Source organism: Jannaschia donghaensis (assembly GCF_001403795.1).
Taxonomy (GTDB): Bacteria; Pseudomonadota; Alphaproteobacteria; order Rhodobacterales; family Rhodobacteraceae; genus Jannaschia; species Jannaschia donghaensis.
In genome coordinates, this window is sequence record NZ_CXSU01000012.1 from 1,393,549 (window position 1) to 1,410,421 (window position 16,873).

At 63.2% G+C, this 16,873-nt stretch carries 21 protein-coding genes; 4 read left to right on the top strand and 17 right to left on the bottom strand.

The genetic code is table 11. From position 1 onward, the window contains the following. Position 1 precedes the first annotated feature (1 nt). The 5 genes from JDO7802_RS16135 to JDO7802_RS18340 are packed head-to-tail and all read right to left on the bottom strand — an operon-like array spanning position 2 to position 4,078. Positions 2–892: a carbohydrate ABC transporter permease gene (locus JDO7802_RS16135; RefSeq protein ID WP_187298160.1), complete on the bottom strand. Its 891-nt coding sequence runs from the start codon at positions 890–892 to the stop codon at positions 2–4. Positions 893–895: 3 nt separating this feature from the next. Then, entirely contained in the window at positions 896–1,765 is an 870-nt protein-coding gene (locus JDO7802_RS16140; RefSeq protein ID WP_055086951.1) for a carbohydrate ABC transporter permease, read from the bottom strand. After that, positions 1,765–2,841: an ABC transporter ATP-binding protein gene (locus JDO7802_RS16145; protein WP_055086952.1), complete on the bottom strand. Its 1,077-nt coding sequence runs from the start codon at positions 2,839–2,841 to the stop codon at positions 1,765–1,767. Before JDO7802_RS16145 ends, JDO7802_RS16140 begins: the two co-directional genes overlap by 1 nt. 11 nt (positions 2,842–2,852) lie before the next feature. Then, complete coding sequence (locus JDO7802_RS16150) at positions 2,853–3,941, bottom strand: ABC transporter ATP-binding protein (protein WP_055086953.1); 1,089 nt, start codon at positions 3,939–3,941, stop codon at positions 2,853–2,855. Continuing rightward, entirely contained in the window at positions 3,938–4,078 is a 141-nt protein-coding gene (locus JDO7802_RS18340; protein ID WP_187298161.1) for a hypothetical protein, read from the bottom strand. The genes JDO7802_RS16150 and JDO7802_RS18340 overlap by 4 nt, the downstream gene beginning before the upstream one ends. 234 nt (positions 4,079–4,312) lie before the next feature. Between JDO7802_RS18340 and JDO7802_RS16160 the strand changes: the two genes are divergently transcribed. Both JDO7802_RS16160 and JDO7802_RS16165 read left to right on the top strand, forming a co-directional pair. Next, the gene (locus JDO7802_RS16160; RefSeq protein ID WP_055086955.1) at positions 4,313–5,071 is read left to right on the top strand and encodes a DeoR/GlpR family DNA-binding transcription regulator; all 759 of its coding nucleotides are present in this window, start codon (positions 4,313–4,315) and stop codon (positions 5,069–5,071) included. 124 nt (positions 5,072–5,195) lie between these two features. Continuing rightward, a complete protein-coding gene (locus JDO7802_RS16165; RefSeq protein ID WP_055086956.1) occupies positions 5,196–6,083 on the top strand; it encodes an MBL fold metallo-hydrolase in 888 nt (295 codons plus the stop codon). Between the two features lie 495 nt (positions 6,084–6,578). Here JDO7802_RS16165 and JDO7802_RS16170 read toward each other — a convergent pair whose 3' ends face one another. The 12 genes from JDO7802_RS16170 to JDO7802_RS16225 form a co-directional block, all read right to left on the bottom strand. Next, complete coding sequence (locus tag JDO7802_RS16170; protein ID WP_083481200.1) at positions 6,579–6,839, bottom strand: hypothetical protein; 261 nt, start codon at positions 6,837–6,839, stop codon at positions 6,579–6,581. Positions 6,840–6,921: 82 nt separating this feature from the next. Continuing rightward, positions 6,922–7,356 carry a DUF302 domain-containing protein gene (locus JDO7802_RS16175; RefSeq protein WP_144430643.1) on the bottom strand — a complete coding sequence of 145 codons (435 nt, stop codon included), beginning with the start codon at positions 7,354–7,356 and terminating at the stop codon, positions 6,922–6,924. Between the two features lie 267 nt (positions 7,357–7,623). After that, the gene (locus JDO7802_RS16180; RefSeq protein ID WP_083481201.1) at positions 7,624–8,844 is read right to left on the bottom strand and encodes a c-type cytochrome; all 1,221 of its coding nucleotides are present in this window, start codon (positions 8,842–8,844) and stop codon (positions 7,624–7,626) included. Continuing rightward, positions 8,828–10,084 carry a sulfite dehydrogenase gene (soxC, locus tag JDO7802_RS16185; protein WP_144430644.1) on the bottom strand — a complete coding sequence of 419 codons (1,257 nt, stop codon included), beginning with the start codon at positions 10,082–10,084 and terminating at the stop codon, positions 8,828–8,830. The genes JDO7802_RS16180 and soxC overlap by 17 nt, the downstream gene beginning before the upstream one ends. Positions 10,085–10,115: 31 nt before the next feature. Then, positions 10,116–10,550: a DsrE family protein gene (locus JDO7802_RS16190; RefSeq protein ID WP_055086957.1), complete on the bottom strand. Its 435-nt coding sequence runs from the start codon at positions 10,548–10,550 to the stop codon at positions 10,116–10,118. Positions 10,551–10,572: 22 nt separating this feature from the next. Beyond that, a complete protein-coding gene (soxB, locus tag JDO7802_RS16195; RefSeq protein ID WP_055086958.1) occupies positions 10,573–12,267 on the bottom strand; it encodes a thiosulfohydrolase SoxB in 1,695 nt (564 codons plus the stop codon). A gap of 87 nt (positions 12,268–12,354) precedes the next feature. Beyond that, positions 12,355–13,200 carry a sulfur oxidation c-type cytochrome SoxA gene (soxA, locus tag JDO7802_RS16200; protein WP_055086959.1) on the bottom strand — a complete coding sequence of 282 codons (846 nt, stop codon included), beginning with the start codon at positions 13,198–13,200 and terminating at the stop codon, positions 12,355–12,357. A 73-nt stretch (positions 13,201–13,273) separates the two neighbouring features. Then, entirely contained in the window at positions 13,274–13,603 is a 330-nt protein-coding gene (soxZ, locus tag JDO7802_RS16205; RefSeq protein ID WP_055086960.1) for a thiosulfate oxidation carrier complex protein SoxZ, read from the bottom strand. A 26-nt stretch (positions 13,604–13,629) separates the two neighbouring features. Continuing rightward, the gene (gene soxY / locus JDO7802_RS16210; protein ID WP_055086961.1) at positions 13,630–14,055 is read right to left on the bottom strand and encodes a thiosulfate oxidation carrier protein SoxY; all 426 of its coding nucleotides are present in this window, start codon (positions 14,053–14,055) and stop codon (positions 13,630–13,632) included. 1 nt (position 14,056) lies between these two features. Further along, the gene (gene soxX, locus JDO7802_RS16215; RefSeq protein ID WP_055087301.1) at positions 14,057–14,533 is read right to left on the bottom strand and encodes a sulfur oxidation c-type cytochrome SoxX; all 477 of its coding nucleotides are present in this window, start codon (positions 14,531–14,533) and stop codon (positions 14,057–14,059) included. Between the two features lie 92 nt (positions 14,534–14,625). Then, complete coding sequence (locus JDO7802_RS16220) at positions 14,626–15,189, bottom strand: thioredoxin family protein (RefSeq protein WP_055086962.1); 564 nt, start codon at positions 15,187–15,189, stop codon at positions 14,626–14,628. 12 nt (positions 15,190–15,201) lie between these two features. Continuing rightward, positions 15,202–15,933 (bottom strand): cytochrome c biogenesis CcdA family protein, encoded by a 732-nt coding sequence (locus tag JDO7802_RS16225; protein WP_055086963.1) that lies wholly within the window; start codon positions 15,931–15,933, stop codon positions 15,202–15,204. A gap of 51 nt (positions 15,934–15,984) precedes the next feature. On the opposite strand from JDO7802_RS16225, the gene JDO7802_RS16230 reads away from it, so the two are divergent. Continuing rightward, positions 15,985–16,377: a thioredoxin domain-containing protein gene (locus tag JDO7802_RS16230; RefSeq protein ID WP_055086964.1), complete on the top strand. Its 393-nt coding sequence runs from the start codon at positions 15,985–15,987 to the stop codon at positions 16,375–16,377. Positions 16,378–16,441: 64 nt separating this feature from the next. After that, positions 16,442–16,798, top strand: coding sequence for an ArsR/SmtB family transcription factor (locus JDO7802_RS16235; protein ID WP_055087302.1), 357 nt, complete (start codon positions 16,442–16,444; stop codon positions 16,796–16,798). Positions 16,799–16,873 lie beyond the last annotated feature (75 nt).

Sequence of the window (16,873 nt, forward strand, 5' to 3'; positions counted from 1 at the left end):
ATCACACCCTCCCCAGGGCAAAGCCCTTGGCGATGTAGTTGCGCACGAAATAGATGACCAAGGCACCTGGCACGATGGTCAGGATGCCCGCAGCTGCCAGCACGCCCCAGTCGATGCCCGACGCGCCCTGCGTGCGCGTCATGATCGCCGCAATGGGCTTGGCGTCCACGGTGGTCAGGGTGCGCGACAGCAGCAGTTCGACCCACGAGAACATGAAACAGAAGAACGCGGCCACGCCGATGCCCGATGCGATAAGCGGCGTGAAGATGCGAATGAAGAACCGCGGGAAGGAGTAGCCGTCGATATAGGCTGTCTCGTCGATCTCCTTGGGGACGCCGCGCATGAACCCCTCCAGGATCCAGACGGCCAGCGGCACATTGAACAGGCAATGCGCCAGCGCCACCGCGATATGCGTGTCGAACAGGCCGACGGAGGAATAGAGTTGAAAGAATGGCAGCGCGAAAACCGCTGGTGGGGCCATGCGGTTCGTCAGCAGCCAGAAGAACAGGTGGTTGTCGCCCATGAACCGATATCGGCTGAAGGCATAGGCCGCCGGAAGCGCCACGGCGAGGCTGATGACCGTGTTCATCACCACGTAGATCAACGAGTTGATGTAGCCCGTGTACCACGACGGATCGGTCAGGATCGTGGCATAATTTGCCAGCGTCAGGTTGCGCGGCCAAAGCGTGAATTCGTTCAGGATTTCCGTGTTCGTCTTCAGCGACATGTTCAGCAGCCAATAGATCGGCAGCAGCAAAAACAGCAGATAGAGCGTCATCACGACAACCGACCCATTGGGCCGGAACCGCCTGCGCCGCGTGGCTTGTGGAACGGAGGGGGCGACGTCGCCTGGGATCGTGGCCGCGCCGGGGGCGGTGGCTGTATCGGCCATGGCCTAGCTCCCCTTCTTGTCGAGGTTGGTCATCACGGTGAAGAACACCCAGGAGACGAGCAGGATGACGAGGTAATACATGATCGAGAAAGCCGCCGCCGGACCAAGGTCAAACTGCCCCAGCGCCATCTTCACCAGATCGATCGACAGCAGCGTCGTCGCGTTGCCGGGCCCGCCGCCAGTCACCACGAATGGTTCGGTGTAGATCATGAAACTGTCCATGAAGCGCAGCAGGATCGCGATCATCAGCACGCCCGCCATCTTGGGCAATTCGATGTAGCGGAAGATGGCCCAGCGCGACGCCTGATCGATCTTGGCGGCCTGGTAATACGCATCGGGGATGGATTTCAGACCGGCGAAAGCCAGAAGTGCGACCAGCGACGTCCAATGCCAGACGTCCATCACAACGATGGTGATCCAGGCGGCGACCGTATTCTGCGTGTAGTTATAGGGGATTCCCAGCGCGTCGAGCGTGTGGCCCAGCAGCCCGATGTCGACCCGTCCGAAGATCTGCCAGATCGTGCCCACGACGTTCCACGGGATCAACAGCGGCAACGACATCAACACCAGGCAAAGCGACGACCAGAACCCGGATTTCGGCATGTTGAGCGCGATGAAGATGCCCAGCGGAATCTCGATCGCCAGGATGATGGCCGAGAACATCACCTGTCGGCCCAGCGCGTTCCACATCCGGTCGGAATGCAGCATCTCGTCGAACCATTCGAGACCGGCCCAGAAGAACTGATTGTTCCCGAAGGTGTCCTGCACCGAGTAATTTACCACCGTCATCAGCGGTATGACGGCGGAAAACGCCACCAGCAGCAGCACCGGAAGGACCAGGAACCAGGCCTTTTGATTGATCGTCTTGTCCATCAGGCGGCCTTCCCTTCGCTGCGCCAGTCGTCGACGTAGACATTGACGTGATCGGGCATGAACGTCACCCGCGTCATGTCGGGCGAAATTTCCTGCCCTTCCGCCGCGACGATGTTCAGGTCCTTGCCGAACAATTGGGCCCGCACGATCTTGTGACGGCCCACATCCTCGACCCGGCGGATGGTGACGGGCAAGCCCTCGCCTTCCGTCAGGGTCACGAATTCGGGCCGCACGCCCAATTCGACCTTGCCTGCCAGCGTGCCGAAATTCTGCGACAAGGGCACGGCGGTGCCGTGGACCTGCGCCTGCGATCCGCTGACGCTGGCCGGGATCACGTTCATACCTGGCGAGCCGATGAAATAGCCGACAAAGGTATGGGCGGGCCGCTCGAACAACTCCTGCGGCGTGCCGATCTGGACGACGCGGCCGTCGTACATCACCACCACCTTATCCGCGAACGTCAGCGCCTCGGTCTGGTCGTGGGTGACGTAGATCATCGTATGCCCGAACTCGTGGTGCAGCGATTTGAGCTGCGTCCGCAGCTCCCACTTCATATGCGGGTCGATCACGGTCAGCGGCTCATCGAACAGCAGTGCGTTCACGTCTTCGCGCACCATGCCGCGCCCAAGGCTGATCTTCTGCTTGGCGTCCGCCGTCAGTCCGCGCGCGCGCTTATCCAGCTCCGCCTCCATCCCGATCATCGCGCCGATTTCCTGCACGCGGCGGGCGATATAGGCCGGCTCGGCCCCCCGGTTCTTGAGCGGGAAGGCAAGATTATCGCGCACCGTCATCGTGTCGTAGACGACGGGAAACTGGAAAACCTGCGCGATGTTGCGTGCGCTGGTCGTGGCCTGGGTCACGTCGATGTCGTCGAACAGGATGCGTCCTTGGCTTGGATGCAAAAGGCCGGAGATGATGTTGAGCAGTGTCGACTTTCCGCAGCCGGACGACCCCAGCAAGGCATAGGCCTCCCCGTCACCCCAGACGTGGTTCAACTCTTTGAGGGCGAAGTCATCCTCCGACGACGGTTTCGCCAGGTAGGAATGCGCCAGATTGTCGAGCGTGATCTTGGCCATGCGCCCTCCCCTCAGACCGCGACGGCGTAGGCGGCCGGAGCCACCAGTTCGCCGGTTTCGCGGAAGATGTAGATATGCGCCGGATCGACATGCACCGACAACGCGGCGCCGATGTCCAGCGTGTGAACGCCGTGGATCAACCCGACCCAGCGGTCGCCATCGTGGTCCAGATGCACGAAGGTTTCGGACCCCGTCAGTTCGGTCACCGTCAGCCGGGTATCGAACGTCAGATCGTGTTCGCCGCGCCCCGCGATTTCCACATGATTGGGCCGGAACCCCGCCAGATACCGCCCGTCAGCCAGCGTCGCCAGCGCGCCCCTGGCCTCGGCCCGCTGGCCGGTCCCGAAGGTCAGCGTCTGCCCGGTCTTCTCCACCTTCAGGAAATTCATCGGCGGATCGCTGAACACGCGGGCGGTCGTGGCGTCGACGGGCCGGCGGTACACCGTCGGCGTCAGGTCGAACTGCGTCACCCGCCCTTCCCACAAGGCGGCGGTGTTGCCGCCCAGCAAAAGCGCCTCCTCCGGCTCGGTCGTGGCATAGACGAAGACGGCCCCGGATTCGGCGAAAATCTTGGGGATTTCCACGCGCAATTCCTCGCGCAGTTTATAATCGAGGTTCGCCAGCGGCTCGTCCAGCAGGACAAGACCCGCGTTCTTGACCAGCGCACGGGCCAGCGCGCAACGCTGCTGCTGCCCCCCCGAAAGCTCCAGCGGTTTGCGGTCCAGCATCGGCGACAATTGCATAAGGTCGGCGGCTTGCCGGACGGCCGTGTCGATCTCTGCCTTCGACTTGCGCATCAGGCGCAGCGGGGACGCGATGTTCTCGTAGACGGTCATGGACGGGTAGTTGATGAACTGCTGATAAACCATCGCGACCTTGCGGTCCTGAACCCGCTGGCCGGTCACATCCTTGCCTTCCCAGAACACCCGACCGGCCGTCGGTGCGTCCAGACCGGCCATCAGACGCATCAACGACGTCTTTCCGGACAGGGTCGGCCCCAACAGGACGTTCATCGTCCCACGCTCCAGCGTCAGATCGGTCGGATGGATATGAACCTTTCCGTCGATGGTCTTGGACACGTCCTTGAATTCGAGGGTCATGCCGCCTCCCCGCGGATATCGGTGGCCTGCGGGGCCACCCGGTCGTTCTGCTTCTTGGGGGCCGCGCGCAGGCAGGGCGACACGATCCCGTCGCCACCATGAACCAATGCCGTCCCCCTCAGGTCAAGGGTGCGCACGGATGTCTTCGCCCGATCGACCTGCGGACACCCTGTTTCGCCTGAGTTGACTGGCCGATCCATCATGCTCCCTTCGCGGGCTCCCCCCCGCTGTGACGTGGAACCTGCCGATAAACGATCAAAAAGGAAAGGCGTAGTTTTCGCTTTTTTGCGTTTTGGCGATGTCGCTGGACCGCGCCGTGACAACAGATGGCCCGCAGGATACCACGGCAGCATCTGTGAAGGACGGACGACATGGTTCAAACGCTGCGCAAGCCGGAAATCATCAACATGGCGCGCCGCGAAGGGGTTGTGACGGTCGATGGGCTGGTCAAACACTTCGGCGTCACCCCACAGACCATCCGCCGCGATCTGACCGAACTTTCCGACAGCGGGGAGTTGGAGCGTGTGCATGGCGGTGCGATCCTGCCGTCCACGACGACGGCCATCGGATACAGCGAACGCCGTGAACTCAACCAAGCGACCAAGGTCGATATCGCGCGGCTGTGCGCGCGGCAAATTCCGAACGATTGCTCGGTCTTTCTCAACATCGGCACCACGACCGAAGCCGTCGCGGTCGAACTGCTGCGCCATCAGGGCCTGCTGGTCGTCACCAACAATATGAACATCGCCAACATCCTGTCCGCGAATGCCGACGCGCAGGTCATCGTCACGGGCGGCAATCTGCGCCGGTCGGATGGCGGGCTGGTCGGCGATTTTGCCAAGGCCACCATCGAGCAGCTGCGTTTCGACTATGCGGTGATCGGCTGTTCGGCCCTGCGCGACGATGGCGACATCCTCGACTTCGACCTGCAGGAAGTCGGCGTCAGCCGGACCATCATCCAGCACAGCGAGACCGTCCTGCTCGCCTCCGACAGCTCCAAGTTCGACCGCAAGGCCCCGGTGCGCGTCGCCTCCATCGCCGATGTCGACGTTTTCGTCACCGACCGGGGCCTGCCCCCGGCCTGCGCCGATTTCTGCGCGACCGCAGGCACGCAGGTCCTCTACGCCTGACGCGTGACCCCAGACACGATCATGGTGTGTGGGTCTTGGATTTCTCAATGAAATCTCGGGTGCAACCCATTGCGACACGGCTTTGTTTGTCATATTCTTTTTTTTGAATAATTGGAGAACACCGATGATCGCGCGCCGCATATTCCTTGCCACGGCCGTTTCGGCCATCGCCGTGCCGCGCTTTGCCGTTGCCGACGTCGCGCTTGCCGGCGGGGGAACCTTGACGACGGTAAGTGACGGATCGCTGGTCCTGCCCGGCGAATTCGTGTTCGGGCCAATGCCGCAGGATGCGCTGGGCGAGGTTATAGCGCCGTTCGACCTGAACCGGGATCGGTTGACCCCGGAATGCAATCTTACCCTGCTGCGACAGCGCGACCGCACCGTCTTGTTCGATGCGGGATCGGGCCCTGATTTTCAGCCGACCGCCGGCACGCTTTTGGATGCGCTGGATGCGGCGGGCGTGTCCCCGGGGGATGTGACGGACGTGGTATTCACCCATGCGCACCCCGATCACATTTGGGGCGTTCTGGACGATTTCGACGAACCGCTCTTCCTCAACGCCGCCCATCATATCGGCACGGCCGAACACGCCTATTGGACCGACCCCGCGACCGTCGACACGATCGGGGCGGACCGCGCGACCTTTGCCATGGGGGCCAAACGCCGTTTGGAAGCGATCGAAGATCGGCTTTCGATTTTCGACGACGGGGCAGAGGTCGTGCCCGGTGTCCGGGCCATCGCGTCGCCCGGCCATACGCCGGGCCACATGTCTTTCCAGATGGACGATGTCGTGATCCTGGGGGATGCGATCAGCAACCATCACGTCGCCTTCGCGCGCCCCGATTGGCCGGCCGGCAATGACCACGATCAGGCGAAGGCGGCCAAAACGCGGATCGCGCTGTTCGACAAGATCACCTCCGACGGGCTGGCCATCGTCGGCTTCCACTTGCCGGACGGTGGCATCGGGCGGGTCGAGCGCGCGGGCGAAGGGTTCCGCTTCGTATCGGGCTGACGGCTACTGCGCGGCGACCGGGTCCCGCGTCAGCCGGCACTTTGGCCGCAACTTCGACAAGGTGCCGATCACGCGATCAACGTCATCGGGCAACTGCACCGGCGACAGCGCAACGCGCAGCCGCTCAATCCCCCAAGGCACCGTGGGGTGATTGATCTCCTTCCACCCGATAGAAACTTCTGAACGCAATCCGCGCGCAACGCCGAATGGTGCCCTTCCCCAGATCATTGTTGGAGCACCAGACGGTCACATCACGGCCGGCGACGTGATGGGTGGCGCGGGCGGCCACGTGGCGCAGGGCGTCGACGGCGGTTTCGAAGTGACGTTCGTGACACGTGTTCGGGGTTTAAGGTAGGTGAAGCCCTGTTACTGCAGGTATGACAGGTGCGCCACGCCAGAGGGTACGATGTCTTCTTCCCAGACGTCGGAGAAATCGCTCTCCCAATCGACATCGCGTCCGACAAGCGTGTTGTTGCAGACCTGAAAGCGCACCCCTTACCCCTTTAACCAGGCGATCCCGGTCTTCAGATCGTCGTTGCCGACGGCGTTTTGCAGCATGCCCAACCCGTTGCCGTGCATGACGACGACCAAATCGACAGTATCGACGCCCAAGGCGTTGACGTGGTTCTGCGCCTTTCGCAGCGTACTCAGATAGCGGCAATCGCCGTGGCCGCTGGGACCGTCGACATGGTCGGTCACCTTCTGCGCCGCGTAAATTTGTTCGGTTGCCAGCGGCGCGATTTCAGTCAGCGTCATCGCACTGGCAAAAACTGCGATGAAACTCGCTTTCCTTCGACATACATGGCCGTCCGCCAGGATGGCGACCGGACTTGTCGCCTTACTCCGTCGCCTCGGCGATGATCCCTTCCAGCAAGGCGTTGACGGGGGCCATGCTGGCGTCGTCGTAGACGCGGCGACCGACGAGGGTTTCGCCGTCGATCTGCGCCACGAAGATCCCGTAGGGGCAGTGCGCGACGTTCATCGGGTTCGCCTCCATCACTTCGCGGCTGACGGCGGCGGAGCAGAAGACGAAGATCTGTGCGCCTTCCCCGACCGGCGACGGGCCAAGGCCCAGATCGGCACCGGTCCGGGTCAACATCTCTCCGACGTGGCTGACGAAATCGATGACCAGGCCCTGGTTGACGATGGCCGTCTCGACGGCGAAGGCGGCATCTTCGACATCCCCGTCGAACGGAACGGTCGCGGCATCCTGCGCCTGTGCGGCAACACCGGACAGCGCGAAGGCCCCGATTGTGGCTAATGTACGGATCATTGTCGTCCCTCCCAAATGATGGCGGCCCCGGGAAGTCGAGGCGCGCCCTATGCGTTCAGGTGCCGGACATGCCCGCGACGATATACGGACGTCCGCCCGGCCTGGATCGCCGCGATCGTCCGCATGGCTGCATGATCGCGCGCACCGGACCTGTCGTCATTGAGCCCCGTCAAAAGACCGCCCCATCCAATGTCGAAGGACGCCGCGTGCCCGCTGGATAACGGGCGGGGCCAGCCGCGATGGTCGCGGTGGAAAATGTCGACCCGGTCATTGAGCGAAGGTTCCCAGATAGGCGATCACCGCGGCCAGATCGTCGTCGGACTCGAGGCCCCGGAACGACATCTTTGTGCGGGGCGCATAGTCGCGCGGCGCGGCGAGGAAGGCCGAAAGCTCCTCCGGGGTCCAGACAAGGCCGTCCTCGGCGAATTGGCCGAACACCTTGGAATATCGGAAGCCTTCGACGACGCCCGCAGGATGATCGACGATACCGTTCAGCATCGGGCCGGTGCGGTTACGGGCACCGTCCCCGACCTGATGGCAGGCGGAGCATTGCTTGAAGACCTTCTCGCCGGCGGCAACCAGCTCCGGATCAGGGCCGGCGTCCGCAAGCGCATTGTCAGTGGCGGTCGCGGCCAGTGGCGTGGTGCCTTCCTCCACCGGGTCGTCCGTTTCGGCGGCGGCCACTTGGGCGGACGCATCCGCTTCGGTCACGCCGATGTCGGTACCAGTCGCCGCTGCCTGGCGCGCGATACGGGCAGCCTCGTCCTCGGGGGTGACGTCGACGACGGCGGCGCGTGCAGTGATCTCGACCGTGTCCTTGCAGTTTTCCATGCAAGGCTCCCCGGTGAAGATCGCGTATTCCGTGTCCGCCCGGTCATCCATGTAGAAAGCGTCGCGGTTGGGCATCTCGAAGGTCGAGAGGGTTTCGCGGTCCAGCACGAAATCGTCGTCCACCAGATCGTTGAGATACAGCAGATATGCCGTTACGGCATAGACTTCGTCGTCGGTCAGGGACTGCGCGTTCCCGAACGGCATCGCCCGGTTCACGTAATCATAGACCGTCGAGAGATAGGGCCAGTAGCTGCCGATTGTCTTGACGGGTCGGTCGTTCGTCAGACTGCCCTGCCCCCCGGCCAAGACGGGCCACCGGCCGATCGCCTCCCCGAAGTCGCCGTGGCAGACGGCGCAATTATCAATGTAGAGGTCTTCGCCGGTCCAGACATCGCCCGACCCGTCGGGCAGGCCCGCGCCGTCGGGACGGATATCGATATCCCATGCGGCGATTTCCGCCGCCGTCGCGGGCCGGCCCAGATCGAAGACCACCGTATCGGCCGGGGCGGTCTGCTGCGCCTGCGCCGTCAGGCCCAGCGTCGCGGCGACAGGCGTGTGAACCTGCGGCACCATCATGTTGGCGGCGACATAGGCCCCGCCGATCAGGACACCGGTCCCAGCAAGACCGGGAACAAGAAGACTAGCCAATTTCGACATTCTCAGCCTCCCCGCGGGCATCGACGGCCCAGGTCTGGATACCGTTGTTGTGATAGATGGAGTTTTCGCCGCGCACTTGGCGCAGCTGGTTCTTGGTCGGCTGGACATAGCCGGTGCTGTCGTGCGCCCGGCTTTGCAGAAGCATCGGTTTCCCGTCCCAATCGAAGTCGAAATAGAACCGATGCATCGATTTATCGAAACTGGGCCCATCCATGCGGGCCTGATGCCAGTTTTTGCCACCGTCGATCGTGACGTCCACACGCGGAATGGACCCGCGCCCCGACCAGGCCACCCCGGTCAGAACGGTCGGACCCGCCCCGTGGGTCAGCGGTGCCTGCGGCGACGGGTTGGTGATGACGGATTTCGCATCCATCGCCCAGGTGAACCGCCGCGCGGCCCCGTCGGCCAGAAGGTCGGTGTATTTCGACGTCTCTTCGCGGTGGTGCCACGGCTGATCGCCGACTTCGATGCGGCGCAGCCATTTGACCCACATGTTGCCTTCCCAGCCAGGCACGACCAGGCGGATCGGATAGCCCTGTTCGGGGCGCAGACGTTCACCGTTCATGTGGGTGGCGATCATGCAATCGTCCAGCGCCTTGTCCATCGGGATGGAGCGGGTCATGCCCGAGGCATCGGCCCCTTCCGGCAGGATCCACTTGCCCGCCGTCTGCACGCCTGCGGTCGCCAGCACGTCGCGCAGCATGACGCCTGTATACATGACGTTGTGGATCATGCCGTGGGTGAACTGACATCCGTTGAGCTGCGCGCCGCGCCATTCCATTCCCGAATTGGCCGCGCATTCCAGGAAATAGACTTTGTTGTGCCGGGGGAAGCGGGCCAGGTCTTCCATGGTGAAGACCAGCTCGTAGTCGACCAGACCGTTGATCATCAGGCGGTGCTGCGCCGGATCGACTTCGGCGATACCGGCGTGATGGCGCTCGAAGCACAAACCATTTGGCGTGATGATCCCGTCGAGGTCGTGCAAGGGGGTGAAGTTCACCGACGACACCGGATCCGCCGTCAGCCACTCCACGCTGCGGCGCTTCACATGCGCCTCGTGGGGGGACGGCATGCCGTAGGGCCGCGCGTCGACCCCCTCGCCCAGTTGCTGCATCCAGGGCTGAAGCTCGGTGATGGCGGGGTCGCCCTGGGCACGGGCCGCCGTGGTGGCAAAGGCACCTGCGCCGGCGATGGCCAGCCCACCCCGGAGCAGATCGCGTCTGGTGGTCTTCTTGGTCATCGGCATGCCTTTCGTCTTAATGCGCGCGGGATCAGGGTCGGACATAGGCGTAGCCCTGTTCCTGCAGCGTGATGAGCTGAACAACGCCAGACGGCACCACGACCGCCTCGTCCATCAGCGGCACGTCCGTGCCCGCCTTCTCGACCATGGCGTCGTGGGTGTTGCCGCAGGCGGCGAAGCTGAGGGTCTCGATTTCCAGCGACATCGCGGAAATCCGGCTCTCGACCGGGCTTCTGCCGGCGACGAACATGTTCAGACCGGGACCATAGGCCACCAGTTCGATGATGACCTCGTCACCGATGCTTTCGTAATAGCGGTGAACATTGGCGACATTGTTGAGGGCCATGTTCATGACCTGCGGATCGTTTTCATCGACGTGGATGGCGACGCGGTGCGTCTCGCCTTCGGCCACCGCGGCGGTGGCGAATGCGAGGGCGATCGTTGCGGCGGTTACGAAGGATTTCATGGCATATCTCCGGGGTTGGGCATCAGGCTCCGTCGACGACGACGGAGGTGTTGGGCGCGACCGAAACCGTCCCTTCGCGCTTGATATAGGCCTCGACCACATCCCAGATGGGCGGCCCCTCGACCTCCGGGTTGACGCTGGCCCATCCGGCGACGGCGTAACTGCGGGCGGGGTCGATGGCCTCACCCGTCGTCAGCACCGTCATCTCGGTGATGCGGCTGCCCTGCGGCTTGCCGATATCGATCCGGTATCCCATGCCACCGACGCGGACCATGTCGCCCCCCTGCTGGTAATAGGGATCGGGGTGAAACAGGTTGTCGGCCACATCCTCCAGAATGGTGTGCAGCATCTCCCCCGTCATTTCGGTGCGGTAGGCTTCGGGATAGGACATAGCCGTTGCGTTCATCAGATCTTCGCGGGTGATGTCCTGCCCCGGCAGAACCGACGCGCCCCAGCGGAAACCGGGGGACAGCGCGATATCGGCCTCCCGCTCCTCCAGCAGGGCCTGACAGATCAGGTCGTCCCAGGTGCCGTTGAAGTTACCCCTGCGGTAGAGAAGCGAGTCGGTTTTGCCCAACACCTCGGCCAGGTCGTCTGCGAAGGGCGCGCGCTGTTCCTCGACCAAAGCGGACATCTGCGGGTCGGGGGCGATCACGTCGGCGAAGATCGGGATCAGCTTGTGCGCGACCGACTTCACCTCCCCGTCGCGGACATCCAGATCAAGGCGGCTGACGAACTTGCCGTGGCTGCCCGACGCGATCAGGTGTGTCTTGCCGACCAAAAGCGGCTCGGGCAGCGCGTCGTGGGTGTGTCCGGTCAGGATCACGTCGATGCCCGGCACGTTCGCCGCCATCTTGCGGTCCACATCGAAGCCGTTGTGCGACAGGACGACGACAGCCTCGGCCCCCGCGTCCCGCGCCTGCTGCACCACCTCGGCCATTCGCGCCTCTCGCACGCCGAAGCTCAGGTCCGGGAACATATAGCCGGGGTTCGCGATCGGCATATAGGGAAAGGCCTGTCCGATGACGGCGACCTGCACGCCACCCCGCTCGAACATCTTGAAGGGCTCGAACGCCGGCTCATCCCATTCGACGTCGAAGATGTTGGCCCCCAGAAGCGGGAATTCCAGGTGGTTCTCGACGATGTCCATCACACGCTCGATCCCAAGCGTGAATTCCCAATGCGCCGTCATCGCGTCGGGGCGCAGGGCGTTGAAGACATTGACCATGTCCTGCCCATCGGTGCGCAGGGCCGTCAGGCTGCCTTGCCACGTATCGCCACCGTCCAGCAGCAGCGCGTCGGGCCGGTCGGCTCGGATCGCGTTGACGACCGTGGCGATCCGGTCGACCCCGCCCATCCGTCCGTATTCACCCGCCAGGGCAGCGAAATCGGGGTACGACAGCGCGTATTGCGCCGAACTGTTGGGTTCGATGCCGTAGCGTTGCAGAAAATCGGCACCCGTTAAATGCGGCGGCTGACCTGCCGCGTCACCGACGCCAAGGTTGATCTGCGGCTCCCGAAACCAGACCGGGACAAGCTGCGCGTGGATGTCCGTGATGTGGATCAGCGAGACGTTCCCGGTCGTGTCGAACGACAGAAGATCGTCCTGCGTGATCGACTGCTGCGCCGACAGACGGGACCAATTGCCGAAGGACGACGCCCCGTAGATGGCGGTCGTGGCCATGGCCACCTGCAAAAAGTCGCGCCGTGAGATCATCGGTCATCTCCTTTATATTCGCAAAATAGCATATGTATGCGAACAAGAAGGCCCGCCGACATCGATGTGCCGGCGGGCCCTGGGTCGTCAGTTACGGACGCTGGGGCCTTCGACCGACAGGCCGTTGCCGCGCGACGCGACGTAGAGTTCCAGCGCGATCAGCTCGGGCGAGCCGGGGTTGAACGTGGCCGCCCGGGTATCGCGGATGCAACCTTTGAACCGCGACTGCACGCCGTTGAGCTTGGTATTCTTCAACCTGTAGGTCGGAAAGCCATTGATCTGTCCCTGGCTCAGGTGATCGGCACGGATCATGGAGCCGTAGTTGTCCTCGTGGCAATTTGCGCACGACAGTTCCAGTTGACCGAAACGGGTGTAGTACAACTCCTTGCCCGCTTCCCACGTCGACTGAGCCGGGCCGTCGATGGCCACGTCCATCGGCATTCCGCGGCTGACGGAGGTCAGCAATGCCGTCATGTTGACCGCGTCCCCCTTGTCGTAGGCATAGGGTTCGGCCCCCATGCGGTTTTCGCGGCAGTCGTTGACCTGCATGGTGAGGGTTCGGACTTCGCCGGCCTCCTCGTTCCATTTGGGATAGGTGGCACTGACGCCCGCCATCTCCTCGGGCGAGCCGTGGCAGGACGCGCAGCTTTCGCCTTCCGTCCCCTCGACCGCGTTCCACAGGTCGATCCCGACCTCGACGCCCAGCATACCGGGGTTGTCGAAATCGTCGGCTTGAACCGACTGCGTCTCGTCGGACCGGAATCGCCAGCCCGAATAGATCGTATCCATCACGCCCTCCAGATGGGCGGGGGCGGCGGTCTGCGTGACGATCTCGATATCGCCGTTAATGACCAGTTCGTCGTCGTCCGGGTCGGCCCATGCGCCGGTCGCCAGGACGGCCAGAACGCAGGCGGTCGTCGAAAGATATTTCATGTGATCGTTCCTCCCTTCCCTTGCAGGATGATCCGCGCAGCCCCTCCCAAGGCCACGCGCGGGGGCCATTCGGTCAGGCGACCGTGATGGCCTTTTCTTCGGTATAGACGTCGCCGTCGTCGTCGTACCACGTGAACACGAAGGTTCCCGAGGTGGGCACGGTCGCCTCGAACTCGAAATACGGATTGGTCGAGATCGCGGGCTCCAACATGACGTCGATGACGTTTTCGCCCTCGAACTCCACGGTGAAGCGATTGATGATCGAACGCGGAATCGTATTTCCGTCGTCGTCCTTGCGCTGCCCGGATTCCATCGGATGCGAGATCAGGGTCTTGATCTGGATCGCCTCCCCGGCCGAAGCCTCTTTGGGAACGCGGACGCGGGGTTTTACGCCGTCTGCCATGTGTCTTCTCCTATGTCCTGTGGACCTCAGCCGCCGCAGCCGCCGATGGTGACCTTCACTTCCGCCGACGCCTGAACGAAGCTGCCGTCCTGCATCCGGGCGATCGCCATGACGTCCTGCGTCCCGGCCAGCCGGATGCGGGTCGACGCGAATTGCGCGGCGGCCAGCGGGCCGAAGTTGATCGTGCCGACCTTCGGCGTGGGATTGCCGGTCGCCAGAACCATGATCGCAGCGGCACCGGGGGCCGATACCTCGATCGGAACGGTGTTGCCGTTCTCGGCAATTTCGGGGGCGGTCAGGATGATCCCATCCGCGCCCATTTCCGCGCCGCCGGTGAATTCCGCGATCGCGGCATCCACGTCCGCCGTTGCGGCGAAAACGGGCATCGGCAGCGCGGCAAGCGTCAGCGCCCCGGCACCCAGTGTCAGTGCATCGCGTCGGGTGATTTGCATCTCAGCTCTCCTTCAATGTCATCAGGTAGGCGACCACGTCTTCGACCTCCTGCGCGGTCAGAAGCGGATCGAGGTCGCCCTCGGCCGCCCTGCCGGTATAGGCGTCGCCGGGGCGGATGAATCCTGTGGTCTTGTAGAAAGACGGCATCATCGTCCCGTCGAACATGACCTTGGCGTTCGCGACGATCCCGCGCAGATCGGCCTGGGTCCACCGATCGGCAACCCCGTCCAGCATCGGACCGATTTCACCGTGGAACCCAAGTTCCTCCAGCTCCGTGATCTCGTGGCAGGCAATGCAGTTGCCCGACCCCTTGTTCATCAGAAGCTTGCCATTCTCGGCGTCGCCGGGTGCCCCGCTGAGCGAAACGTCCACCGCGCCGTATTCGTCGAATTGCACATCCGACGGCTCGACCTCCGCAGCCAGCCCGGCCGTGGCACATACCACGGACGCGACGATGCCAAACGCAAAGCGTGTCATGAAACCTCCCATTGTCGTCCTCCGAGGTTAGGCTACGTCGAATTTCCGCTTGCTGGCAAGAACAAATGCATACTTCTGAATACTTAAATGCGTTACCCGCCATTCAGCTTGCGGGCGTGATACGCCTGAAAGCCTTCCTCGCCGTCGTATCCATGCTCCAGAACCCAGGTCAGCATGTTGCGCGTCGTACCCGGTCCGAACGCCCCCGGTATGGTCGCGACCGCCGCATCGCCGGCGTCGACGTCCTCGGCGACGTCTTCGGGCAGGAACATCAGCGTAGGTGTGAAATTCAGGCCCCATTTGCGGACGGCCTCTTTCTCCGACAGGGACTCGCCGTCAAAGTCGGTGACCTCCACGTCGCCGAACATGTTCATCTGCACCACGAAGTATTCTTCCGACAGCATCGCGGCGATGTCCTCCTCGACGAAAACCTCCTCGTGCATCTGCGTGCAGTAGATGCAGCCGCGCTGCTCCACGATGACCATCAGGCGCTTGCCCTCTGCATTGGCCTCGCCCAGGTCTTCGCGCAGGTCCTTGAACGTCTCGACCATCCACGGGGCCTTGTGCAGCCCGTCGTCGCCGATCTCGGCCGCGGGCACTGCTCCCACCCAGGCGAACAGCGCCAAGGCCGCTCCAAACGTCGCAAGATGTCTCATGTCGTCCTCCTCTCAGCCGATGGCCGGCCAGAATTGCAGCATCCAGTTCGCGATCACGTTCATCGAATTCGTCGCGATCAGCAGGGCGAAGATCAGAAGGAACACGCCCATGATCTTCTCGATCGTCGGCAGGTAGGGTCGGAACCGCCGCATCCAGCGCATGAACGGCCCGATGAAGGCGGCGGCCAGAACGAAGGGAGCCGTCATGCCGATGGCATAGGCCAGAAGCAGCACCATCCCCTGCCCCACGCTGTCCTGCGCGCCCGCCATGAACAATATCGCGGCCAGCACAGGGCCGACGCAGGGGGTCCAGCCAAAGGCGAATGCCAGGCCGATCACATAGCCCGAGACGATCCCGCCCCTGGGCGTGGACGTCCCGCCAGTGCGACCGAACGAACGATAGAGCAGGCCGATCTTCATCACGCCCAGAAAGTGAAGCCCCATCAGCGCGATCAGCCCCGCCGCGATCCAGCGCAGCACATCGAACCAGTCGCGCACGATCTGCCCAAAGGCCGTCGCCGTCGCGCCCAGCCCGACGAAGATCGTCGCGACACCGGCCGCAAAGGCGATGGCCGACAGGATCGCCCGACCCCGTGTGCCCGGCGGAAGATCCCCGTTTTCCAACGCCTGGACGGACCCGCCGGCCAGATAAGACAGATAAAACGGCACCATCGGCAGGATGCAGGGCGACAGGAAGGACAGAAGTCCCGCAAACACGGCCCCCGCGACGGTGATGTCGAACATCCGAGTGACCCTCCCTTGTCGGATGAACATATTCAATTTATGTGTTATGAAATGCAACACTCCATTCGCGCCGCGGCCATCGGCCTCCTTCTGGTCATGCCCGCCGCCGCGTCGGCTCAGGTCGAACTGATCATGGGCGAAGAGGCGGGGTGCATCTGGTGCGCGCGCTGGAACGCCGAAGTCGCGCCGGAATATCCCAAAACCGCCGAAGGTCGAGCCGCCCCGCTGCGCCGGGTCGACATTCACGAACCGGTCCCCGACGATCTGATCCTGCAGGGCCGTCTGCGGTTTACCCCGACCTTCGTGCTGGTTCACGACGGACAGGAAATCGCGCGCCGGGAAGGGTACCCGGGCGAGGATTTCTTCTGGCCCGTTCTTGGCCAGATGCTCGACGCTGCGGCCCGCGACATTCCAGAACTGGACGGTTGGCGCGATGGCGGGTAATTGCCACGATATCGAAATCAAACAGGTCGTGCCGTCCGTCCCGGCGGCAACGGAAATGCTCGTCATGTCTCTTCCCGTCTTCAGCGCAGATACAACCGACGAGGATCTCGACCGCATGGTCGACAACGCCACTGCGGCCTCGAATTTCCTCAAGGCGATCAGCCATGAGGGCCGGTTGATGATCTTGTGTCATCTGGCCTCGGGCGAGAAATCCGTGACCGAGTTGGAGCGGTTGCTGTCGGCCCGACAGGCGGCGATTTCACAGCAATTGGCCCGGCTGCGGTTGGAAGGGTTGGTCCAACCCCGCCGCGAGGGGAAGACGATCTTCTATTCCTTGACCGACGATCGCGCGATCCGGATCATGGAAGTCGTGTACGACCTGTTCTGCCGCCCCGACGAGGAGGGGTCGCGAGCACCCTGACCGCATGAAGATCGAGGGAGGATCGCAAGATGTGGCTCGACTGGATTTCCGAGGCGGGTGCCATGGCCCTTGTCG